This is a genomic window from Mucilaginibacter xinganensis (genome assembly GCF_002257585.1).
Classification (GTDB): Bacteria; Bacteroidota; Bacteroidia; order Sphingobacteriales; family Sphingobacteriaceae; genus Mucilaginibacter; species Mucilaginibacter xinganensis.
Genome location: NZ_CP022743.1, coordinates 3,863,299 through 3,886,239, shown reverse-complemented (window position 1 = coordinate 3,886,239; position 22,941 = coordinate 3,863,299). Strand labels below are relative to the sequence as shown.

Annotated in this window: 24 protein-coding genes; 7 read left to right on the top strand and 17 right to left on the bottom strand. The window is 42.7% G+C overall.

The window, feature by feature from the left end:
* Positions 1 to 61 precede the first annotated feature (61 nt).
* Positions 62 to 886, top strand: coding sequence for a hypothetical protein (locus tag MuYL_RS17050; protein ID WP_094571708.1), 825 nt, complete (start codon positions 62 to 64; stop codon positions 884 to 886).
* Between the two features lie 23 nt (positions 887 to 909).
* Here MuYL_RS17050 and mnmD read toward each other — a convergent pair whose 3' ends face one another.
* The 3 genes from mnmD to MuYL_RS17035 all read right to left on the bottom strand — a co-directional run bounded on the left by mnmD (position 910) and on the right by MuYL_RS17035 (position 3,524).
* Positions 910 to 1,608, bottom strand: coding sequence for a tRNA (5-methylaminomethyl-2-thiouridine)(34)-methyltransferase MnmD (gene mnmD, locus MuYL_RS17045; RefSeq protein ID WP_094571707.1), 699 nt, complete (start codon positions 1,606 to 1,608; stop codon positions 910 to 912).
* Positions 1,609 to 1,624: 16 nt separating this feature from the next.
* A complete protein-coding gene (locus tag MuYL_RS17040; protein ID WP_094571706.1) occupies positions 1,625 to 2,968 on the bottom strand; it encodes an MBL fold metallo-hydrolase in 1,344 nt (447 codons plus the stop codon).
* Between the two features lie 196 nt (positions 2,969 to 3,164).
* Entirely contained in the window at positions 3,165 to 3,524 is a 360-nt protein-coding gene (locus tag MuYL_RS17035) for a hypothetical protein (RefSeq protein ID WP_094571705.1), read from the bottom strand.
* 139 nt (positions 3,525 to 3,663) lie between these two features.
* Between MuYL_RS17035 and MuYL_RS17030 the strand changes: the two genes are divergently transcribed.
* Positions 3,664 to 3,996: a single-stranded DNA-binding protein gene (locus tag MuYL_RS17030; protein ID WP_094571704.1), complete on the top strand. Its 333-nt coding sequence runs from the start codon at positions 3,664 to 3,666 to the stop codon at positions 3,994 to 3,996.
* Between the two features lie 137 nt (positions 3,997 to 4,133).
* Here the strand turns inward: MuYL_RS17030 and MuYL_RS17025 are convergent, their stop codons facing one another.
* From MuYL_RS17025 to MuYL_RS17005, 5 genes are all read right to left on the bottom strand, one after another.
* Positions 4,134 to 5,570: a PAS domain S-box protein gene (locus MuYL_RS17025; protein ID WP_094571703.1), complete on the bottom strand. Its 1,437-nt coding sequence runs from the start codon at positions 5,568 to 5,570 to the stop codon at positions 4,134 to 4,136.
* Between the two features lie 93 nt (positions 5,571 to 5,663).
* Positions 5,664 to 6,368: an SDR family NAD(P)-dependent oxidoreductase gene (locus MuYL_RS17020; RefSeq protein WP_094571702.1), complete on the bottom strand. Its 705-nt coding sequence runs from the start codon at positions 6,366 to 6,368 to the stop codon at positions 5,664 to 5,666.
* A gap of 38 nt (positions 6,369 to 6,406) precedes the next feature.
* A complete protein-coding gene (locus MuYL_RS17015; RefSeq protein ID WP_094571701.1) occupies positions 6,407 to 8,182 on the bottom strand; it encodes an aromatic amino acid hydroxylase in 1,776 nt (591 codons plus the stop codon).
* Positions 8,183 to 8,335: 153 nt separating this feature from the next.
* Entirely contained in the window at positions 8,336 to 9,337 is a 1,002-nt protein-coding gene (locus MuYL_RS17010) for a lysylphosphatidylglycerol synthase transmembrane domain-containing protein (RefSeq protein WP_094571700.1), read from the bottom strand.
* A 78-nt stretch (positions 9,338 to 9,415) separates the two neighbouring features.
* Positions 9,416 to 9,838, bottom strand: a complete 423-nt coding sequence (locus MuYL_RS17005) for a DUF1003 domain-containing protein (protein ID WP_094571699.1) — start codon at positions 9,836 to 9,838, stop codon at positions 9,416 to 9,418.
* Positions 9,839 to 10,041: 203 nt separating this feature from the next.
* On the opposite strand from MuYL_RS17005, the gene MuYL_RS17000 reads away from it, so the two are divergent.
* The gene (locus tag MuYL_RS17000) at positions 10,042 to 11,085 is read left to right on the top strand and encodes an ABC transporter ATP-binding protein (RefSeq protein ID WP_157740925.1); all 1,044 of its coding nucleotides are present in this window, start codon (positions 10,042 to 10,044) and stop codon (positions 11,083 to 11,085) included.
* A gap of 110 nt (positions 11,086 to 11,195) precedes the next feature.
* Here MuYL_RS17000 and MuYL_RS16995 read toward each other — a convergent pair whose 3' ends face one another.
* The 3 genes from MuYL_RS16995 to MuYL_RS23300 form a co-directional block, all read right to left on the bottom strand.
* Positions 11,196 to 12,149 carry an EamA family transporter gene (locus tag MuYL_RS16995; RefSeq protein WP_094571697.1) on the bottom strand — a complete coding sequence of 318 codons (954 nt, stop codon included), beginning with the start codon at positions 12,147 to 12,149 and terminating at the stop codon, positions 11,196 to 11,198.
* A gap of 4 nt (positions 12,150 to 12,153) precedes the next feature.
* Positions 12,154 to 12,636 carry an Lrp/AsnC family transcriptional regulator gene (locus MuYL_RS16990; RefSeq protein WP_094571696.1) on the bottom strand — a complete coding sequence of 161 codons (483 nt, stop codon included), beginning with the start codon at positions 12,634 to 12,636 and terminating at the stop codon, positions 12,154 to 12,156.
* A gap of 131 nt (positions 12,637 to 12,767) precedes the next feature.
* Complete coding sequence (locus MuYL_RS23300) at positions 12,768 to 12,992, bottom strand: hypothetical protein (RefSeq protein ID WP_157740923.1); 225 nt, start codon at positions 12,990 to 12,992, stop codon at positions 12,768 to 12,770.
* Positions 12,993 to 13,110: 118 nt separating this feature from the next.
* Here MuYL_RS23300 and MuYL_RS16985 point away from each other — a divergent pair, with 118 nt between their 5' ends.
* Entirely contained in the window at positions 13,111 to 14,640 is a 1,530-nt protein-coding gene (locus MuYL_RS16985) for a carboxylesterase/lipase family protein (RefSeq protein WP_094571695.1), read from the top strand.
* A 21-nt stretch (positions 14,641 to 14,661) separates the two neighbouring features.
* Here the strand turns inward: MuYL_RS16985 and MuYL_RS16980 are convergent, their stop codons facing one another.
* The 5 genes from MuYL_RS16980 to MuYL_RS16960 all read right to left on the bottom strand — a co-directional run bounded on the left by MuYL_RS16980 (position 14,662) and on the right by MuYL_RS16960 (position 18,985).
* The gene (locus tag MuYL_RS16980) at positions 14,662 to 15,933 is read right to left on the bottom strand and encodes a metallophosphoesterase (RefSeq protein ID WP_094571694.1); all 1,272 of its coding nucleotides are present in this window, start codon (positions 15,931 to 15,933) and stop codon (positions 14,662 to 14,664) included.
* A 163-nt stretch (positions 15,934 to 16,096) separates the two neighbouring features.
* Positions 16,097 to 16,729: a Crp/Fnr family transcriptional regulator gene (locus MuYL_RS16975; RefSeq protein WP_094571693.1), complete on the bottom strand. Its 633-nt coding sequence runs from the start codon at positions 16,727 to 16,729 to the stop codon at positions 16,097 to 16,099.
* 159 nt (positions 16,730 to 16,888) lie between these two features.
* Positions 16,889 to 17,218 (bottom strand): hypothetical protein, encoded by a 330-nt coding sequence (locus tag MuYL_RS16970; protein ID WP_094571692.1) that lies wholly within the window; start codon positions 17,216 to 17,218, stop codon positions 16,889 to 16,891.
* A gap of 159 nt (positions 17,219 to 17,377) precedes the next feature.
* Entirely contained in the window at positions 17,378 to 18,505 is a 1,128-nt protein-coding gene (locus MuYL_RS16965; protein ID WP_094571691.1) for an acyltransferase family protein, read from the bottom strand.
* A gap of 198 nt (positions 18,506 to 18,703) precedes the next feature.
* Positions 18,704 to 18,985, bottom strand: a complete 282-nt coding sequence (locus tag MuYL_RS16960; RefSeq protein ID WP_094571690.1) for a DUF6958 family protein — start codon at positions 18,983 to 18,985, stop codon at positions 18,704 to 18,706.
* A 134-nt stretch (positions 18,986 to 19,119) separates the two neighbouring features.
* Here MuYL_RS16960 and MuYL_RS16955 point away from each other — a divergent pair, with 134 nt between their 5' ends.
* The 3 genes from MuYL_RS16955 (at position 19,120) to MuYL_RS16945 (ending at position 21,343) form a co-directional block, all read left to right on the top strand.
* Positions 19,120 to 19,419: an ArsR/SmtB family transcription factor gene (locus tag MuYL_RS16955; RefSeq protein WP_094571689.1), complete on the top strand. Its 300-nt coding sequence runs from the start codon at positions 19,120 to 19,122 to the stop codon at positions 19,417 to 19,419.
* 15 nt (positions 19,420 to 19,434) lie between these two features.
* Positions 19,435 to 20,541, top strand: coding sequence for an NADH:flavin oxidoreductase (locus tag MuYL_RS16950; protein WP_094571688.1), 1,107 nt, complete (start codon positions 19,435 to 19,437; stop codon positions 20,539 to 20,541).
* Positions 20,542 to 20,776: 235 nt separating this feature from the next.
* Positions 20,777 to 21,343: a cupin domain-containing protein gene (locus tag MuYL_RS16945; RefSeq protein WP_094571687.1), complete on the top strand. Its 567-nt coding sequence runs from the start codon at positions 20,777 to 20,779 to the stop codon at positions 21,341 to 21,343.
* A gap of 305 nt (positions 21,344 to 21,648) precedes the next feature.
* Here the strand turns inward: MuYL_RS16945 and MuYL_RS16940 are convergent, their stop codons facing one another.
* The gene (locus tag MuYL_RS16940) at positions 21,649 to 22,926 is read right to left on the bottom strand and encodes a YdcF family protein (protein ID WP_094571686.1); all 1,278 of its coding nucleotides are present in this window, start codon (positions 22,924 to 22,926) and stop codon (positions 21,649 to 21,651) included.
* Between the last annotated feature and the right edge of the window lie 15 nt (positions 22,927 to 22,941).

Genomic DNA, 22,941 nt, shown 5'->3' with positions numbered 1-22,941 from the left:
TTAATGCACAGTTAATTTTAATATTTTTACTTAGCAAAGTATTCCGTTAAGTGTTATAATTATGATAAAAAAGCTACTTTTTTTAAACCTGTGTTTACTGCCGGTACTGGCCTTACGAGCACAAACCATAAATCCGCAATTTTCGGGTACATCAATAGCTCAGCCGCAGCCATTTTTGTTTACGCTGAATACCCTTAACCCGGCTGCGCGCGGCTGGAGCCTGAACTATTCGGGCGGGTACGGGCAGCGTACCGTTACACCCCTGGGTTATGACGGGGTAGATCAAAACCTCTCTGTTAAGGGATACCTTGGTAACCAGTTTACCCTGGTGGCATCAATGGGCGTGGGGTTTGGCAATAACGGTAGGATTAATAGTTTACAGCAAGCCGAGGTGCTGCGCGATTTTATAGGCGGCAATTCTGTTGAAGGCGTAAGGGTTGGGGCAAGCCTTGGTTTCAGGCGCGAGTTTAACAGCGATAAAGTTGCTTTAAGCCGTATAGCCGCAGCTTTTGAGAACTTGAAATGGAAGCTTGGTGCTAATGTAAGGTTTGAAAAAGCGTTTGATAAGAACCGGGATAATTTAGATGTGATCAGCAGCATAGGGATTCACAGGCAAATTAGCGGACAGCTTTTTGGTGGCCTTGAAGCTATAGGGCAGGACATTGAAGGTTTTTGGCAAACAGATGAAGCAGAGGGCGGCGCAAGGGTACTTATTGGCCCTTCATTAAATTATACGCCTCCGGCATCCCGGTTTTCATTTACATTGTGCGGCGGACCTATCATTTATGCAACCCGCAGCGTAACCACGTTAAATGAATTTGCGGTGCGTGATCTGCCTTCAAATAATGGCTTCACCATGAAATTTAATGTCGGGTTCAGGTTGTAAGTATAGCCTGATATTTTCTCATCTTAATCCTTAAGTTTTACTGCCCGCAGCATTTCCCGCTTCCCGGGCGCGCCGGGGGCTTTTTCTACTTTGCAGTTTAATGCTCTCAACGCCCGTTTTAAACTACCGGTAATGGCGTAAGTAACAAACACACCACCCGGTTTTAAGTATTTTACGGTATGGGCAATAGCTGTTTCGTCCCACATTTCGGGCTGATAGGCGGAAGCAAACGCATCAAAGTAAATAATGTCATACAGTTGTGCTGATTGGAATGCTAACAGCGGCAGATGCACAATTTCCAACTGGCACAATGGGTTTAACTGAACTTTATTTACTAAAGCAGTGGTATAATTGTCTATAAATTGTTGCCACAAATCTGCCGGAATATAGGTATCATATCCTGTTTGGTTGATCATCCCTTTTGTTAATGGATAGGCTTCTATTCCTGTGTAAGCGAGGGGAACGCCTGCCTTAATGCCGGCATCAGCTGTTAGTAAAAAATTCAGCCCGGTGCCAAAGCCAACTTCCAATATAGATACAGACTCCTTCGGAGTGTCAGCTCCACCCATGAAATATTGAAAGCCTGCATTTATAAAAACATGCCGGCTTTCCTGCAAAGCACCATGCGTTGAGTGGTAATTTTCGCCAACCTGCGGATTAAAAATGGTGTTTGATCCGTCGGCAGTACGTACTATTGTGAGCTGGTCATTAATTACAATCATCAACTAAAAAACTACATTAACTATTTACAGCGAAATTCGTTACTGCTTCACCCAAATCATAAACCGGTACTGTATCTATATCACCTTTTATAATACTAACCCCTGCTGCCGAACGGTAGCCCGCAGCACAATGTACAACAATAGGTTTATCGGTTGGGATCTCATTGATCCTTTCACGAAGCTGCGGAAGCGGAATGGTAATGGCGTTTTTGAAAATAAGGCCTTCTGCCGTTTCTGTATCGTTGCGCACATCAATCACTGTATAGCTGTCTGTATGGTTCGTGAAATCGGAAAGGTCCAGATCGGACATGGTTTCAGTGGCTGAAGCAGGAATAAGAAGGGCGCCTTTAATGTTTTTTTCGTAACCGATTTTTGCAGCCTTTTTTATCATCATATCTAACTCGGCTTCATCAGCGGCAACAAGGTAAAAAGGCTCACCAGGGTTAACTATTGATCCAAGCCAGGTTTCAAACTTCTCACCGTTTTGCAGGTTGATTGCGCCTTTCAGATAGCCTTTACGAAAATCAAGCTTTGGGCGGGTATCAATAATTAGCACACCTTTTTCCAGCACTGCATTTTCATTAAGCTTTAAGACGCTTTCCACACTATTTTTAAATGAAGGAGCCCCTTTTTTGTTAAGCTCCACATCGTGCCCAAAATATTTGGGTACAAAAGGCTGGTCGGCAATAAGCGTTTTAACAAACTGTAATTCGTCCATCAGCTGCAGGGCATAGTTTTCACGCAATTCGCGCCCGATGGTACTTTGCAGATCGGGGCTCATATTTTTACCACATAATGAGCCTGGACCGTGTGCGGGATAAACTATTACATTATGCGGAAGGTTCATTAATTTACTGCGTGTAGAGGCGTACATCTGCCTGGCCAGTTCCTCCTTTTTTGCGGTAATATTTCCAACGTTTTCACGCAAATCAGGGCGGCCAACGTCGCCAACAAACAAAGTGTCGCCGGTAAAAATTGCGCTTTCTGTTCCTTCTTCATCTTCAACCAAAATACAGATCGAATCGGGCGAATGGCCGGGGGTATTTATCGCTTTAAGTTTAATATCATTAAGCTGAATCACATCGCCGTCATCAAAGCTTTCGTGCGGATATTCAGCACCTGTAAGCTTGCTTGAGTAGATAACAGCCCCGGTAGTTTGGTGAATTTCCAGGTGCGAGCTTACAAAGTCGGCATGTGGATGCGTTTCTATCACGCCCACAATATCGGCATCGTGCTGTGCTGCAAAATCGTAATATGGTTGTGGATCGCGGGCCGGATCAATTACAATCATTTTGCCGGTCCTTATAAGGGCGTAAGAGCCATGTGCTAATCCTTTGTCGTAAAATTGCTGGATGATCATTTGCGTGCAAAGATAATGTTATTTCGGATTTCGCGATTTAGTTTTGGGCCACGGTTGTTTAATATGACGCTCGTTTAATCATTTGCATTTCCGAATCTAAATGGCAGGAAAATATTTATTTAAATTTCACTGCCGGTGTAATTAAACCTATACTCAAAATAAATCTAAAATCGAACATCAGATTTCTGGAACTATCTCAAATTTCTTCCCGTTTTACCAACAAAAACTCGTCGCCATCTAGAGGAAGGTAACCGTACTCATAACAAAAATGATAGGTTTTACCGTTGCCTGTCAGATAACTACGGGTGTGGTAGTCAAAATCAAAGCCTTTGGCAGACAGCTTTTTGCGGGTGGTCTTTGTTTTGCCGCCGGGATTTAATTCTTCAAGAATCCGCCGGTTGCGCTTAAGGATATTATTGACATTGCGTACCAGGTTGTAACTGCTGCTGTTAAGCTGGTTGTTGTAATTGTTGCGGCACAGATCGTTACAGAATTTTTTATCAGCCCTGCCATGTAATGGAAGGCTGCAATCAAGGCATAATCTTTCCTCATTCATCAGCTAAAGATAAATAAAATATTATCCGTTTGCAAACGCTTACAAACGGAAATTGTCGGTTATAAACGGTTAATAACCGGGTAGGGTTGATGACGATGCTCACCTTCGTATTGTCAATTAAAACAAAAAAAGTAAAAACATGAACTCATTAAGAAACAGCGTACGCCTGGTAGGTAACCTGGGTATGGATCCCGAAGTAAAGAACTTTGACAACAACAAGCAACTGGTTAAATTTTCATTGGCAACCAATGAAACGTACAAGAATGATAAAGGTGAGCGGGTAACAGAAACACAGTGGCATAACCTGATAGCATGGGGCAGCCAGGCAAAATTTATTGGCGACTATCTGAAAAAGGGCGATGAAGTAGCCATCGAAGGCAAGTTAACCAACAAAAACTGGGTTGATAAGGATGGCAATAAAAGATATATGACCGAGGTTGTGGTTAATGATTTTATTAAACTAAAAGGTTGAGACCGACCCAAAATGTAACATAAAATTGCATTGTTTGCGCATGGCGAACAATGCAATTTATAATGAGTGAGTAGCATGTTTAATCTATGCAGACGGCGCAGGGTTTAAATGAAACATAAAGCCTCCTTTCAGCCTGGTTAATCTTCTCCTTTTAAATAAATGGTTTTTTCAACAATGGTGTGGATTACCTCATCAAGTTCCTTTGCTGTAATATCGAGGTGGTTAATTATCTCCCTGTTAAGGGGGGTGTCTAAATGTCGGAGATCAAATAAGTTTACCAGGCCTAAAATCGTAGCGACGGGCCTCCTTATGTCGTGCGAACTGATAGCAGCGATTTCCTGGAGCCGCCTGGTTTGCTCTTTAACATGGTCCTGGGTCCTTTTATTTTCGATTAAAACACGGAGAATATTTGAGGTACGCTCAATCATCCGTAATTCTTCGTTCCTGGGCTCGCGTTTCTGGCTATAATAAACCGCAAAGGTGGCCAGTACCTGTGAACTGTTGGAACTTATAATTGGAGTTGACCAGCAAGCCTTAATCCCGTGCGGCAAAATGAGTTGCCTGTAATCATCCCATAAAGGGTTTGTTTCAATATCTCTGACTATTACCTGGCTGCGATGGTACGCTGCGGTGCCGCAAGAGCCTGCTTTGGGCCCTATTACAATACCATCTATTGCCTGGCAATATGCAGCGGGCAGGGTTGGCGCAGCCAGGTGCGACAGCTTTTGCCGGGGTTCGTCCACTTCCAGGACAGAGCAGATCATATCGGGAAATATTTCCTCGATACCTTTAAGCAACTCATTAACGGTTTGGGATAAGGAATATAAAGACGAAGCGTTTAATTCAAGTACCTTTTTTTCAAGTGCCAGTATCAGTTGCTGGGTTTTTATATTGGTAATATCCCTAATAAACAGGGCTATTTCATCTTTGTACGGATATATATTTACCCGTAACCACCTGTTAAAATGAGTATTGAAATACTGAAGCTGGGTAGATAAGCTGCCTTTAAACGCAGTTTCAAATTCAGCAAGGATTTTTTCCGTTATCCCCATGTTTTCCAGCTGCCTGAAATTTAAGCCTTTAAGTTCTTCGCCACTTATTCCCGTTATAGCCTGGAAGGCGGGATTAAAGGATGTAATTTGCCAGTTATTATCAATAATAAGAAAGCCTTCGTTAAAACTTTGAATAATATGCTGGATATTATCCGTGGTGCCTTCATACTCGGAATTATTAAAGCCGCTTGTTAAATTTACACCTATTGCATATACCAGGTTATCAACTGCATTCAACATCAACGACCAGCGAACGTTATAATAGCGGCCGTTTTTTGCCCTGGTGCGGGTTTCGAGCCCTGTAGTTTTGTTGTTAACCGATACGTTTTTAAAAAGTTCTTCGCGTCTGTTTCTGTCAGCAGGATGAGAAAACTCGTAAGCTTTTTTCCCATGCAGCTCTTCCTCTGTATAACCGAGTACTTCTCTTAAAGCAGGATTAGTTTTTACAATTGTACCCTCCCTTGTAAAAAGACAAAAAAAGTCACTGGATTGATCGAAAAGAAAAGTAAGATTTGATCCCATTTCTTACAGCTTAAAGTGTAAATACGCTCGGTGCTTCATAAAATTAGGGATATTTGCTGACAATACGCAATCCGTAAATATTAATTTTGCCCGTTAAGGGGTGCTAACCGCAACCGGAAGTACTTTGCCGTTGTAAAATTTATGCCCGGTAACCGAAAAATCTGCAATGTATTTGCCCATTTCGAAAGCCATTACCGGCGACTCATAACCGGGAAAAGCTGTTTCCAGCATTTCGGTTTGTGCAGAGCCTAATGCCAGACAATTAACTTTTATTTCCTGTTCAGCAAGTTCAAGCGCCAGGCACTCGGTTAAGGTATGCAAAGCAGCTTTACTGGCCGAATATGCGGCAAGACCTGCGAACTTGAGGCTACCCTGGAAACCTCCCATGCTGCCAATATTTAAGATGTGTGCACCTTTGGGCATTAGCTGAATCAGCGCTTGTATAATACGCACGTGACCTATGAAATTGCTTTGCAGCATTTCTACAAAGTCTGATTCAAGCGTTTGGGCAAATGGTTTTTTAATTAGTACGCCCGCGTTGTTAATGAGTATATCAACACGGTTATCAAAGTTGCTGCTTATAAATTGTTGCAAACCCTGGTAATCATCATGTACAATATCAAATGCCAGGGCAAATATTTCCGCATCAGGATTTAAACCATGCGCTATTTCAAGTAAGCGCTCCAGCTTTTCCTGCGATCGGGATAGCGCGATCACTTTATGCTTACCTGATAGTATCAACTCCAGGACTGCTTCAAATCCCACACCGCTGCTGGCGCCAGTTATAATTATATTCATAGATTTCGTAGTTGTCAGGCAATTTTACAAACAAATCGCTAAACAACCAATTTTTGCTCAACAGGGTTCTTAATTAAATAAAAGCCGTCGGTAATCAGTTTTTTGCAATCAGGCTCGGTATTAGCCTTTTCCTCTAAAAAGGACCTGATCTCTGCTGCCACGGCAGGTTCCGCTTCTTCATGCTCCAGGATCTCCAATATTTCCATAGCGCAAAGCCAATCGTCATGATGATATTTTTGAAGCATTAGCCAAACGTTACCCAAAAAGCCAAAATCGCCGCCGTTGTGCCTGCGGTTGCGTACCTGCTCATAAAGTTTGTGCAGTTCGAGCGTGTTTTGGTCATAGGAAGCATGATGCGTTGCCATGTTAGATTTGTAAACTATTTCCAAAAACTCCTCCTTATCGGCCGCGCCACAAAAAACTGAAACTATTTTTTCGCCAACGGCCATATCATAAACGCCCCATTCAGGATCAAATAATAATTCTCCATTTTTGCCGGTTACCGTGCAGTTTATAAAAGTAATCAGTTGCGTTTTTCCGTTTGACGAAAGGATCTCTTTTACTTCTCCGGCAACTGTAATTCCACTCTCAAACCATAACTCCGCGCTTTTGCCCCGTTCAATCCCAAAATAACCAAGTTCATAAGCGTTCAGGTCTTCTAACGGCATGGCATGGCCCTTAAGCTTACCAACAGGCGAGCTAAAGCCATCTTTATGGTGTTTTTTGCCGTGGCCTTTCAGCTGTTTGTTATCAATTGATAATGCCGATGCGCCGTGCGTTTTTACAAATACTGGCTCATTATTCTGGTGTTCAAATTCAGTGAACGTACCTGATACCTGCAAGCCAGAGCTGTACACTGCAGTGCAGGTGTTTTTACTTTCGATAGCTTTTTGTAAACCAAAGGCTCCGCCTTTTCTGAATGACATGGTATCAGCGAAGGTTTCCAGTACATCAATCAGGTTTTGAAACGTAGGCGTTACAAATAGTTGCGGCTGTGTTTTTGTGATGTCGTAGGTGTAATTTATAGCATCAATGGTGTAGGGAATCTTTTTAATGTCGCAAGTCATGCAACTTACACTTTCCCCAATGGACGATAATAAACCGGCACCATAAATTTTAGGATTTTCCAGGCTCCCGATCAGGCCGTATTCTACTGTCCACCAGTGAAGGCGGCTTAGCAGGGCCATTTCAGATGGCTCGCCCATATTTTCCTGGCGGTGCAAAAGTACTTCTTCGGCTTTTTTAATTTCATGCTCATCTGCATCCGGCATTTCCTTTAATATGGATAATGCCCTTATGGCTTCGTACAGTTCAAAATCCTGGGCCGAGAACATGGCTTTGGCACCTATCGAACCAAAATAACTCAGGTATTCATGGTAATCTTTATCTGCTATGATAGGCGCGTGGCCTGCTGATTCATGGATAATATCGGGAGCGGGGGTATATTCAATATGCTTTAACTGGCGAATGTCGGCAGCAATTACCAATACACGGTACGCCTGGTATTCCATAAAGGCAGCAGGCGGGATAAAACCATCAACAGTAACGGCACCCCAGCCTATTTTGGCAAGCGCATCATTCATCTCCTGTAAACTTGGGATCTTTTCGATAGACAAACCTGCTTTTTCAAGCCCTGGGATGTATGGATAATAGGCTACATCTTTAAGGTAACTGTAGTTTTGCCGCATAACGTAGCGCCATACTGCGTGGTCAACAGGGGTGTAATGTTCATAGTGCTGATCAACTATAAATTGTTTTAAATGCGCGGGTAAAGCAGCTACCTGCTGGTTACTAAAATCATTAAAACTGGCCATCAATCTTGGTTTATTAGAAAAAACAAAATTATGGAATTAAGTTGAATGGTTGATTAGCCCCTTTGATTGACCGGCGGTATTTTTACAAAATAATTGAGAACTATCTGGTTAACTGGAAGGTTAAATTTATTTTGCCATAATAAAAAGCGCAAATTAAATTTTGTTAGCGGCAGGATTGGATGGCTTATCAATAGTCAGATCTGCTGCCGGGGGTAAACCCTCCTGGAGCCTGCCCGGCCGTATCACATAATAAACACCAAATAATGCTACCACAAGCGACAATAAATAAAACGAAGTAGCCAGGAAGATAGCCAGGTCGGGAATCATTGGGAACACAGTTGAAAGCTTGGTGAAAATAGCCTCCCGTGCGCCGGCACCACCTGCCGTTATAGGAATAATAGATGCCAGTGCAGAAATTAAAAAGGATAATAAATAAGGAGAAAATTTACCATTAAAACCTGCCTGGTGAAATTCAGGCTGGCCTAAAATTACACAAATTATGGTAAGCAGTTGTAACGATTGCAGCAGCAACGCTTTAGCGTGAGCCTCAAAGAACCTGTGGGTATAATCCCTGAAAAACTTGTAGGCTACAAAATAGTAAACTATAGAGCCGGCTACAAATATTCCCAGCGGGATTCCGATGTGAATATCTATTTGAGGGATGAGGAAGATTAACGCCACGGTGATTAAGCCTATGGCCCAAAGTCCGCTCAGTCTGTCGAACATTACCGACCAAAACAGCTTTTTAACCGGTGTTTTGTAGGTTTTATTGATCAGGTACATCTTATACCCATCGCCACCGATACCACCGGGCAGAAGAAAATTATAAAACAGGCCCAGGAAGTATAGCCGTAAATTATACTTAGGGTTTAGGTTTAATCCTATTGATTTAAAAAAGCTGAGCAATCGCCATGCAGATACGATCATTGACGAAGCAAGGCATACAAATGCAGCCAGCATCCACCAGTAATTTGCCTCAAACAGCCTGATCTTAACTTTATTAACATCAACCTTGCTGAATACCCAGATCAGTAAAGCTACGGTTACTGCTATCTTTAAAATAGTTTTAACAACGTTCCAAAAGCGTTGCTTAGGCGTTTTGGGTTTTATCTCCTCTTCCGCTTCGTTTACTATTGCTTGTTCAATGCTGGTCATGGGCCGCAAAGGTAATAAAAAGACAACACTTGTGAATTTTAAGGAATCTTATAGCCGTCGATAAGACGCTTATAAGGCTTAATTGGCTTTTTTATCCAATTTCTCTAACAGGGAAAGGATCTTATCCAGTTTGTCAATTTCAATGGAGTTGAGTTTTTCAAGTAACTCTTCAATCTCCACTTTAGCCTCGCAATTTGTTTTATAATCAGCATCAGCCTGGGCGCGGTCACGCTCGCTTTGGCGGTTTTGAGCCATCATAATAATGGGAGCCGCATAAGCTGCCTGGGTTGAAAACAAAAGGTTCAGTAATATAAAGGGATAAAGGTCCCATTTATATTTAAATCCGATAACATTTAAGGTCATCCACACTGCAACAATCAGCGTTTGGATAATAATAAAACGCCATGAACCCATGCCGTTTGCTACAGAATCGGCAAGGCGCTGGCCAAATCCTAACGACTCCTTGTGTGTTTGATGCCAGGTTTTAGAGTGATGCTCCATAAGGGGGGTTAAATTTTAATTTCTGTTGCTAATATAAATAAATATTAGAAACAGGATGCCCCGCAGTTTGAGTTGATGAAGTATTGAAAACCAAATACTACGGGTATTGAATTACATATTTCATTTTTATGATAAACTTTTATAGTTTAGACTTGGGAATATTTACCCGATACATTTGTTTTAAAGAGCTAACTAAAGCGACTATGCAAGATGATATGATCCTGGAAACCATATCGGTAACCAAAAATTACTTTGGCGATAAGTCTTCAGGTGTTAATAATGTAACCATATTTATTCCCAAAGGAAAGATAACTGCCATAGTGGGCGAGAGCGGAAGCGGCAAAACTACACTGTTGAATTTACTGTTTGGTTTAATGCAGCCCGATAGCGGTGAGGTTTTTTTTAAGGAAGAACGCATTTTAAAACGCGAGGAAAAGTTGCAGCCCGCACACGAAGCTATGAGGCTGGTTACCCAAAATAACCAGGATATGGATATGAACGCTACGGTATGGGATAGTGTACGGTCCGGGTTGAGAATAGGCGAGATAGGTGTTGATACTGAGGGAAAAAAGATTACCGACTCGCTGCATATGCTTGATATATTTCCGCTGAAAGACCAGCCGTTTGGAAAATTAAGCGGCGGCGAAAAGCAGCGGGTTACTATAGCTAAAGCGTTGATCAGTAAACCCGAAGTTATCTTGCTTGATGAGCCTTTTAATCAGGTAGACGCCACTTACCGCGAAGGACTTCAGCACGACATAAGGCATATTGTAAAAGAGTGGGGGGTAACCATTGTGCTGGTTTCGCATGATCCGGCGGAGATCTTATCAATGGCCGATGAGCTGATTGTGCTGAAAGAAGGTGAAATTGTTGAAAACGGCAGTCCCGAAGAGCTTTATAATTCGCCCAAACTTTTATATACCGCTCAAATATTGGCCAGCAGCAGCCAGCTAACAGCAGACGAAGCCCTGAAATGCGGGATCAAAAGTAAACGCGGCACTGTGGTAGTGTACGCCGAGCACGTTAAAATAGGCAAGGGCTTCGGTAATAAATGGACCGTTAAACAGATCCTGTTCAAAGGTTTTTTTGAGGAATTGATTATTGAGCGTGATCGGGTTGTATTAAGAGCCAACAATTACACCAAAGGTAAATATACGATAGGCAGTAAAATCAGCATCACTGTTGATGATTACTTTGAATTTGGAAAATGGGAAACGCCCGCCCGCTCCCTGCCAAAGGGCCTTTAAGTTGCCTGTTGTGGTGTAAACGCCAGTAATTAGTTTATGACTGTTTTTGCAGCGGCACGTTATTACGCAGTTTTTTAGCGTACCGGTTTTACGTTGTTTAGTTATAATAATCATTCTGCCGCCCTTAGCTGTAGTTTTTCTTTTCTGTACTTTGCCAGGTTGATGAGCAGCACACTGCCAAGAATAATGAATAAGCCTGCCAGTTGTGTAAATGAAATGTGTTCCATGGCGAACACTACTCCTAAAATTACTGCTATGACCGGATTGACATACGCATAAGTGCTTACCTGTGTTGCCGGGCGAACCTGCAGTAACCAAACATAAGCGCTATATGCCGCTATTGAGCCGAAAATGATGAGGTACAATACAGACAGCCAGCCGCTGGTTTGAATGCTGTGAAAATTAAAACCGGCATATTCGTTGTGGATGAAGCTTACCGGGATATACACAAGGCCCGCGCTTAACATTTGCCAGGCAGTGCTTACAGTCGAAGAGCCAGAGGTTGGCCTGTGTTTTGAAAATAACGATCCGCCGGCCCATGAAATGGTTCCCAACAACAGTAAGAGCATCCACGGTAATTTTGAAGCACCGCCGCCCGCAAATATCTTTTCAATCTGCTCGCTGAATAATATAATAACGCCGGCAAACCCAATTACCAGCCCAACTATGGTAGCCTTGTTTTTAAAGTTGACGCCCCAGTTTGGCTGATCGAGCAATACAAACCAGATGGGGGCGGATGAAACCAGGATAGCTACCATGGCGCTGGGTAAAGTTTGTTCGGCCCATATTACAATGCCATTGGCCACGAATAATAAGAGTATTCCTGTTACCGCAGCATTCATGATATCCCGTTTCACAAAAATCTTTTCGCCTTTAATCAAGCACCAGCCCATCATCAGGAGCCCGGCGATTGTAAAACGGAAAGCTCCCAAAAAAAACGGGGGCATTCCACCCTGTTCGGCCAACCGGATAAAAAAATAGGTAGAGCCCCAAACAATATAAACGGTTGCAAAAGCAATAATGACCAACAGCGGCGGGGCTGATTTTTTGGAAGATAAAGGCATGGGTTTATAATTTTTCGGGTATAACCAATTGTTGCTGTTCCTTAACCGTTTCGAGCACTATGGTGGTGCGGGTGCTTAAAAGGTTGGGTATTTTACTGAACTCGTTCCGCATTAAATGCATCAGGGAGGCAGAATCATAAGTACGAACTTTTACCAGGTAACAATCGTCACCGGCAACATGGTGCACTTCCTGAACTTCGGGGATTGTAGCCAATTGTTTGGCAGTATCATTGCAGCCCGGGCCATCAGCCGCTTTCATAAAAATAAAGGCTAACATTTTTTGCTGCAACGCCTCGGGATTGATGCGCGCTGTGTACTGCCGGATCACATTTTTTTGTTCCAGCTTTTTTACACGTTCCAGGATACCCGAAGGCGCCATGCCCAGCTCGCGTGCAAGGTCGGCATTGCTGATACGGGCATTCTCCTGCATCAATCGTAAAATATGCAGGTCTGTTTTATCCAGTATGATTTCTGTTTCGTTAATCATACGGTAATATTACGTTATTTTAGAATAATATTCAAAATAGTATTTTAAAAAATGAATTTAATTCGACAAAATTATATTTAACGCGTTTGGATGTCTAAATTCTGCGTGTTGAAAGCGTTAGGCGTAGCGCTTCATATCTTAATTACTTTGTTGTTTTTGTCTTTAGCTTTATGCTCCCCGGGCTTCGGGATATGCTTCACTATAAATATTAAAGCGTGGGCAATAACTTTCAAAGCTTTATATGAGAAATGAACAAATGGTTTCATCACCGTCCAGGTGTCATTTAAAGTATCCATTTTAGTTACCGGTTTTTGTGTTGGGTTTTGCCCTATTCTCCTGTTGTTTTGCTGTGTCATGGTAGTTTGTTTTGTATGCTCCCTTTATAAAGCTTAAACCGTGCCAGTCTTTTTTCGCGCCCAAAATTGTTACACCTTTAATGGTGTACATTGTTTATTTTTAACCTAACCAAAAGTTATGAAATCTACCTTCCAAAAAATAATGGCTATTACTTTGTTGTTTGCGTTTATTGCGTTAACTAAAGTATTGGCTCAAAATCAGCCGGTTGTAAAAACCAACAAAGGTTACATCCGTGGCGAATTTGAAAACGGAACAGCTGTTTTTAAAGGCGTGCCTTATGCTGCGCCACCGGTAGGCGCTGCAAGATATTTACCACCGGCCGAACATGTTGCCTGGAAAGACACTTTGCAGACGCAAAAATTTGGGCCGATAGCAACACAACCCGACAGACGACAGGTGCTGGGAACAGAAGACTGTCTTTCGTTAAATATCTACACGCCCAAAACCGATAACAAAAAACGGGCGGTATTGGTGTGGGTGCACGGCGGAAGTATGACTGCCGGCGCCGGAAAAGGTGAAGACGGACATGCCTTTGCCGATAATGACGATATTGTAACGGTAACTATAAACTACAGGCTTGGCGCTTTAGGCTTTTTGTACTTGGGCGATTTGGATAACCGTTATGCCCAATCTGGCAATAACGGCTTGCTGGATTGTGTGATGGCGCTTAAATGGATAAAACAAAACATTGCCCTATTTGGCGGTGACGCCAACCGGGTAACTATAATGGGTGAATCGGCAGGGGCAAAGTTGATCAGTGCTGTACTTGTTTCGCCAAAATCAAAAGGACTGTTTCAGCAATATATTGCTGAAAGCGGATCTGTTCAATGCATCAGAGATACGCTAACTGCAAAAAATGAACGCCTGAAAATCTTAAAACAATTGGGCCTGGGTAAAAATGATGCCCGTAAGTTGCTCTTGCTCCCGGCTGATTCTATAATTAAAGCCCAGGCAATAGTATGCGCCGGTATTGGTGGCAATTCGTTCTTTGGCCCTGTTTACGATGGTGTTACCATTACAGGCGATGCTTACAAATATGTGGCAGATAAGGATATACCGCATATAAAAGCGTTAATAGGTACCAATAAATATGAGGCCGCCTTGTTTATTAATGGCGATGAAAAGTTAAAACACCCGGATACGGTAATTTTAAGGGCGCTGTTTGGTGATGATTATCCCATGGTTTACAAAACTTTTAAAGAAGAGCTTAATACAAATACACCTTATGATGCTGCTGTAAAAGTAATAACCCAATACATGTACCAAATGCATAGTTATCGCTTTGCCAAAGCGCTTTCACAAAATGAAATTCCTGTTTGGGTGTACAGGTTTGATTATGATAACGGCAAAAAATATGGCGCAAATCACGGGGCTGAGCTTCAGTATGTATGGAACGACCCCAAATTAAAAGCTGCGGAAGCAGAAAGGCAGCAACTGGCTGCGGCGATGCACCGTACCTGGGTTTCATTTATAAAAAATGGCAATCCCAATAGCGCAGCATTACCCGCCTGGCCGCGTTATAAAAATGAAACCCGGCAGATAATGACCTTTGATAAAGTGAATAAAGTTATTACTGTAAAAGAAGTTTTCGATGATAAGTCTTTCCCCTCGCAGGTGTTTATGCTAAAGGGGAAAAACTCCGATTAGCTTTAACACCAGTTCCCTGACCTAAGCTTCTGCTTTTTTTCGCTTTAAAGTTATTACAGTAATCTCGGGCCAGATGCCCAGGCGGCCGGAAAATGCGAGGAAACCGAAACCGCGGTTTACGTACAGGTAACGGTTCTTTTCGTTTACCAGTCCGGCCCAGTCAAGGTAGCGGTATTTTACCGGGCTCCATTTTAAACCGCCGGCTTCAACCCCGAACTGTGCGCCATGGGTGTGCCCTGAAAGCGTTAAATGGATGTTGGCCGGGTTGTAGCGTACCTTTTCCTCCCAATGAGTAGGGTCGTGCGAGAGCAGGATCTTAAAGGCATCTTTATCTACACCCTCCAATGCTTTATCCAGGTCGCCCAACTGGATGAATCCTTTGCCCCAGTTTTCTACACCTATCAGCGCAATTTTCTGGCCGTCTTTCTCAATCGCTATGTTTTCATTCAGCATTAAACGATAACCCATTGTTTGGTGGTGTTCTTTCAATTTGTCAAGGTTTGCTGATTTGTGCGCCGGGCTGTCCCATTGAATATAATCCCCATAGTCATGATTTCCCAGTATGGAGAACTGCCCATAGGGCGCTTTAAGCTGGCTGAAATTGGGGATGTAAGGTTCAACCTCCCAGGCGGCATTGTTTACCAGGTCGCCTGTAAAAACAAACATATCGCTTTTTTGCGCTTTAGCCAGGTCAATACCCCGCTGCACAGCAGTGGTATTATCAAAACTGCCGGAGTGAATATCTGATAGCTGGGTAATGGTAAATCCGTCAAAAGCCTCGGGCAAATCATCAAAATAAAGCGTGGTGCGGTGTACTTTGTAATCGTATTTTCCTTTCACCATGGCGTACAAAAAGCCAGTAAAGGGGAATGCTGCAGCCAATACGGCAATCTCGCTTATAAATTTACGCCTTGCCGGAAAATAAGGTTCAATTGCCTTGCCTTCGGGCCTGGTAATATTATTTACTACCCCATAAAACAGGCGGCCGGTATCGCCTAACAGCAATATCACCACAAAAAATATCTTGGTTACAAAAAAGGTGAGGAAAAGACTCAGCATCCACTCGTGAAAAGGTATCATCCCCCGGGCGGTGCTAAAGCTGCCGAAACCGCCAATAAAAAGTACAGTTACACCTACAGAAATTAGCAGGAAACCCCATTTAACCACCCGCCGGAAACGTTCTGATTGCCAGTCGAGGGTTAGGGTTTTGAGGCCGTTAAAAACATACCAGTCTAACAAAAGGCTTATAAATGCAATAATTAAAAATATCTTCAAAAAACCACCGTTGTGCATAATAATCAATTAAAAGCCTGCAATTTATAAAAGGAAAGATAATTGAAGGGTAAAATAAGATTCGCTTCCTGCCAATACAGACGATTGTACCAGGCGTAAATTTTAATTTTTGTTAAAATTTATAACAATTACTTTCCGGAGGGATCTGCAATGCCACAGGCATTTAGTTAAAATCGCTTAAAAGCTTTATTTCATTTCGGTACAAGAGGATCTTGCCGTCGTTTTCCAGCTGTTTCAACAGGCGCGATACCACTACCCTTGAGGTGGCCAGTTCATCCGCAATTAAGTAATGAGATACTTTTATAAGGTTAGAACCTGATAAACGCTTTTTTTCTTTGAGGTAAGCAATTAAACGATCATCGAGTTTATGAAAAGCAATACTTTCGATTGATTTTAGCAGCTCCAGGAAACGCTCGTTAAAGCTGCGCATAATGTAGTTTTTCCAGCCAGGGTATTTGCAGAGCCATTCATCCAGCTTGGTGTGAGGGATTGCTACGAGTTCAACATCTTCTTCGGCTATAGCCTTTACTTCACTTTTTTTGGCTTCAAGGCAGCAGCTATAAGCCATGGAGCAGCTTTCACTGCTGGAAAGGTAATATAAAAGTAGCTCCTTCCCGTTTTCATCTTTTTTGAGCACTTTCAAAGTTCCCTTGATCACTATGGGCATCATGCGGATGTATTTACCGTAATCCATAATTATATCACCTTCTTTAAAGGTCATTAATTCTCCAAACTGCCTGATCTCCGCGATAAGGGCGGGCTCAAACGAAGAATCAAAAATGTTTACTTTATCCATACTGCTAAGTTAACAGGATAATTACGCGCCGCTATATTTCACGATTAAATTTTAAGCAAGGGACATAAACAGGAATAATTTGAAAAATTAAACAGCCAATAAAAAAGGCCATTCCGCCTGATAAACGGGATGGCCTTTTTTTGATGCGTACTGGTTGAATTAAGATTTTTCTTCGGTTACCTTGGTAACTTCAATGGTATCGCCGGTTATTTTACCGTCAACACTAACATTTTTTCCGGCGTATTTTAAAACAGATTTTTGGTTTGATACTTTATAAACTTTATCGCCTACAACCAAAACCGCTGCAGCACCGCTTTTCAGGCATTTTTTTGCACATGCAACACGAGTTTCCGGTGTACACATAGGCGTTTTACTTGAGGCGCACATGGAATCGTCAATATATCCCTTAAGATGCCCCGTATCAATTTTAAATGCGAAAGAGGCGCTCATGGATAAAGCTACCGCCAATACTAATAAATACTTTTTCATGATTTAATTTGGTTTAATAATTTGATAATCAAATATAACTAAAATTAAAAAAGATTACCATTTGTTAATTAATGTTTGTTGCGGAGGTTATTGCTTAAACTGATCGATATTCCTTTCTGGTTTGATTTATTAATTAGCTTAAAATATTAATTTACGATGTTAAGCCCGTTTTACCAGGAAGCGTTTGCGCAGCCATTCGCGAACCGGCTCATCGTATAATTTAAGCGATGCATATGCGATGGCAATGCTGGTAACAAACAACAACAGTCCAAACCAAATTCCGTAGCCGAAAGGCACTTTGTTTTTTACCACCCAGCCGGTGTAAAGATAAATTAACGGGTAATGGGTGATGTAAAGCGGATATGAAATACTGCCAAAAAAAGTGCACACTTTGGTTGCAAACCTGCTGGTTATTTTACCGCCGGCGCCAATGGCAACTATAAGCGGAAACACAACTATAATAGCGAATGATTCATATACGCCATTCATCCAAAGGTGTTCGCTGCCTCCGATCCTTGGAATGGCCAGGACAATGGCAATCAGCAAGCTGCACACTGCAAAAGCACCTTTAATATGGATCAGTTTACCCATGCGGCACAGCAACACGCCAGCAAAAAACGGATAAAGCAAGCGGGCAAAACCGATATGAAGTTGGGGTGCGTTAAGGCTCCATCCGCCAATAACATCACCTTGCGGCCCCATCACTAAATATTGGATAAGCAGCAATGCAGACAGGATTACAAAAATGGCAAGCACCTTCTGCGAAAACTTACGAATAAAAAGTGCGTAAAGAATATTAGCTATATATTCAAAAAACAACGACCAGGCAGGGCCATCCAGCGGATGCATTTCCTGCCAGCCGCGGATATCCATTGAAACAGGCAGCGGAAGCATGGTAAAACCTACCAGCATAACCAGCAGCAGTTGCCAAAGGGGTGTAGTACCAATTATAGGGAACACGGGGGAGGCCTGGAAATAAAACAGCGCCGCGCCAATAATGGTACCTACAATAACCATAGGCTGTAAACGGATGAGCCTGCGTTTATAAAAGTCCCACTGGGTCATTTTTCCCCATCGGTCATCATACGCATAGGCAACCACAAAACCCGATAAAAGGAAAAAGAAATCGACCGCTAAATAGCCGTGATTGATAATTTGATTAAAGCGGTTGCCTGAATAAGTTTCGAGTACATGAAAGGCAACTACGATCAGGGCAGCTACCCCGCGCAATCCGTCGAGGATTTCATAATGGCTTTTTGATTCAAGATACGCAGGAGTTTTAGTCATAAAACAGTTTAAATTGGATACAGGGATGGTTTTATTGGTTTATAATTAGTTCGCTATAACAAACTCATTTTGAACCCACAATATGCTTTTATTTTATTGAAATTACAACCATTGGGAATTCGAAATAAAAAATACCGGGGGGGGGTATGAACCGCTGTTTGCAATGAATAAGTTAAAGGCTCCTTTTTAAACTAATGCTTAGGCATACAGGCTATAAACCGGTGGTTTTGTAGTGCTCCTTTTAATCAATTTCCGGGCTTCGAGATCTAATTTAACCGTTTCGCCATACCATTGTGCATTGCCTGTGAAATAGGTGTGGATGCGCGCATGAAGCGCTTCCATTAATTCGGTATGGGTAAGGCTGTCAGTTTGCAAAATTTCCAGGATCGCCGACCTTATCGTTTCGTATTTCTCCAACGAAATCGTTTTATTCTGCTTGCCAATTTCAGGATGCAGTGTTTGAATTTTGGGCTCTTTCATTTTGTAGTTACTTACCGAAATTGAAGCGATTACCCTGCTAATTTACAAAATTAGGGTGTAAACAGAAAAATCACAAAAAGGTCATTTAATAAATCAGATTGGTATATCGGGAAAAGTCGATATACCTTTGTGGCATGGACCAGGTAGAAATTTTTAAGGCGCTTTCAAACAAAACCAGGCTGCAGATATTGAACTGGCTTAAAGAGCCGGAGCTCAGCTTTCCTGCCCAGGAAGTTTATGGTTTTGCCGATGGCGTTTGCGTTGGCCAGATCCAGCTAAAAACAGGCCTTACGCAATCTACCGTATCAGAATATTTGTCTACTTTACAACGGGCCGGGCTGGTGACAGCTACCCGTAAAGGACAGTGGACCTACTACAAAAGGAATGATGAGGCGTTTGCTGCCCTCAGTAAAATTATCGAAACAGAAATTTAAATAAACATAAAATACATGAATACAGAAGGCTTATTCAGGCCGTTCAGCCTGAAATCATTAAATATAAAAAACCGGATAGTAATGGCGCCTATGACGCGCTCATTTTCGCCAAATGGCATCCCAACAGCTAATGTTGCAGCCTACTATCGTAAAAGAGCAGAGGGAGAAGCGGGCCTGATCCTTTCTGAAGGTACCGTAATTAATCGGGTGTCGTCATCAAACGATGCCAATATTCCCCATTTTTATGGAACGGAAGCACTTGCCGGCTGGAAAAACGTAATTGATGAGGTGCACCAGGCCGGTGGGTCAATGGGCCCGCAGATCTGGCACATGGGTGTTATGGACAACCACCGTTCAGGCTGGCTGCCTGCAGAGCCTTTTGAAGGGCCATCGGGGTTAAACCGCCCGGGATTTAACAATGGCAAAACCATGACTGAAAGTGATATTGCCGATACCATTGCTGCCTTTGGACAAGCCGCTGCAGATGCAAAAAGCCTCGGTTTTGATTGTGTTGAAATACATGGCGCCCATGGTTATTTGATAGACCAGTTTTTTTGGGAAGGTACCAATGAACGCACGGATTTATATGGTGGCAAAACTTTGCCCGAACGCAGCCGCTTTGCGATAGAAGTGATTAAGGAAGTAAGAAAAAGGGTAGGAGACGACTTTGCGGTAATTATACGCCTGTCGCAATGGAAACCGGCCGCTTATACTTATCAGCTTGCTAAAACGCCGCAGGAGATGGAAGCCTGGCTTAACCCGCTGGCCGACGCAGGTGTTGATATTTTCCATTGTTCGCAGCGCAGGTTCTGGGAGCCTGAATTTGAAGGTTCGGACTTGAATTTTGCGGGGTGGGCTAAAAAGATAAGCGGCAAGGCAACCATTACGGTTGGCTCGGTAGGGTTAAACGGCGAATTTTTGGCTGCATTTGCAGGCGAAAGTTCACAGCCAAGTTCGCTTGACGAATTGATGAGAAGAATGGATCGCGGCGATTTTGACCTGGTAGCAGTGGGACGCCCGCTATTGTCTGATCCTTTTTGGCCCAAAAAAATCCATGAAGGGCGCACAGATGAGCTAAAAGGTTTTACCAAAGAAGCGCTTGCCGAATTGGTCTTGAGGTAAAAAAAGGTTTTTATTCATTATTAAAAAAGCGGGGTATATTTAGCATCCCGCTTTTTTGCTTCAGGTGAACGGGCACTACCTTTGGTAGGATTTGTAACCGGACAAATAGAGGGGAACGTTACCCAAGCCGTTAGTAAACAAATTTTTACCCTTAAAATGGGAAGCAATCATTTAATTTCCAGTACTTTATAAGTATATTTGAGTATTACTCTCTGTGTTTTAAAACCTTAAAATCATGAAAAGAGAAAAATTTATTGCGGCAGCACTGGCAACCGCTGCGTTCCCTTTAGTTGCTAAGTCTTTCGGTATGCTGGGTCAAACGGGCCCGGGCAAAGGGTTTAAAACGGATAAGGGTGCGGGAAGGCTGCATGGTCATATTAAATTGAAAGGTGTAAATTCCAATATTATGGATGTTAAAGTATCCGGGACCGACACCAACGGGAATATGGTTATTTTTGAACAAACAAGTCTTTCGCAGGGAAGAGGAACCCCCTTACATATCCATCATGCGCAGGATGAGGTTTTTTACGTTTTGGAGGGGGACTATTTTTTTAGAGTGGGGGATGATAAATACCACCTGTCTGCCGGCGACAGCATTTTCCTGCCGATGAAAGTTCCGCATGCCTGGACCCAGGTTTCAGCGAAAGGAAAAATGACGGTTATTTTTCAACCGGCAGGTAAGATGGAAAACTTTTTTGTTACCCTGGCAGGGTTAGATCATGAACCAGACCATGATGAACTCGTTACGCTTTTTGCAGATAACGGAATGCAGATTGCCGGTCCGCCGTTAAAAATTGAATAAAGGTTAAGCGAGACCGATAGCGCTTTTTTTTACCAGTCAAAAATAACTGGAGCTATAAATGCCCCGCGTGGTTAACACCAGGGTGAGAAACAAAAAAGCCTCAAATCTTTCGACTTGAGGCTTTTTAACTGAAGGTAGCCCCAACAGGACTAAAATCGAACCAATTTGAAGAAGACTTGCTGCGATTGCCGATAATTAGTTTATTATCAAAACCATGCAACTTTTATCCAAAGAAAAATGCGAAAGCTTCTTTCTGTCGAAAAAAGGATCTCTCGCTTTTTGCTGGTATCCCCTTATGTGAGTAGCTATGGATCTAACGGATCTAAAGGGTCCATGTGCAAACTTTCATAAACCGGGTAAAAAACAACATCATGATTCGAAATACTTTTTTTATCCCGGTAAGGTAAATATCCCAGCTCATGCATGTTTCTTTTATCAAAAGTATCCTTCATTACACTGTCGTGCTGGCTTTTACTGGTAATAAACAGGGACGGCTTATCGGTCGGCATGCCGTAACGGATAATTAAGCGATCGGCATTCCTGAAATTGGTTGTGGTATGGCGCGCGTGAGGATCAATAATAATTGCATCGCCGGGGATGCCAAATTTTTTCATCAGGTATTTCTTCATCTCGATGGCTTCGCAATACGGGCCGCGGAACGGATAGCAATACCCACCGCTGGTAATAATAAAGGGGGCCATTCCTTTGAGGTAACGCGCGGCGGCAGCATCGCAATGGATTTTGTTATCCGGGCTTACGGGGGTGGTATATAACTCGGGGCCGTTACCCGGTATCACGATTGCCGCGTATGGGTACTTATTCCATTGGGTCGTCTTAATTTTAGCAACAGCTGCCTTATTATCGTTTTGCTCCATCGGCTCAAACCGGGCCGGCTCATCACGGTCATTGGCATCCATCAAATGCATGGCGACAACCAGCGATGGCTGATAAAAGAGCTTTATTCCGTTTGCTTGTTCATCAAGCAACGAAAACATATCCTTCATCACTGTTCGATAATAACGGCTGGAAACTACGTAGCTGGCAGTATCGATGCGGGGGTAACGCATTTTTTTGCCGAGGCCAAACTGGTTGATAATATAGTTTATGCCATAAACGTATTGTCCCCAGGCTTTTAAAAGCAGGTCGGCATTGCTTAGGTCGGCAAAGCGCTGGTAGTATCCTGACGGGCGCAAATGGTTGTTAATCATTTGATCAAATATCGCCTGGTGGCTTTTATATAAGGAGCTAATATTTTCGGCCAATTGCACAGAATCTTCCTTACTGTATTTAAACCCGCCAACTAACGATAACGGGTGCGTACAGGTATCTGTTGCATGGCTTTTTAGCAAAGCCAACCGGTCGGCAAATAATTGCTTAAAATAAGCATCGCCTTCAATAACTGATTTAACGGCAGGTGAATGGTCTAATACGGTGAGCAGGTAAAAATCTTTATCGGCCACCAAATTATCCGAACGCAGGAAGTGGTAGTTTTTATTAAAACCGGCCTGCGCCATGCTGTTAACAACACAAAAAATCAGCAGTATTGCCAGGGATAACCGGCAATAATTTTTTATTTTCTTCATAACTATTGTCTGTTT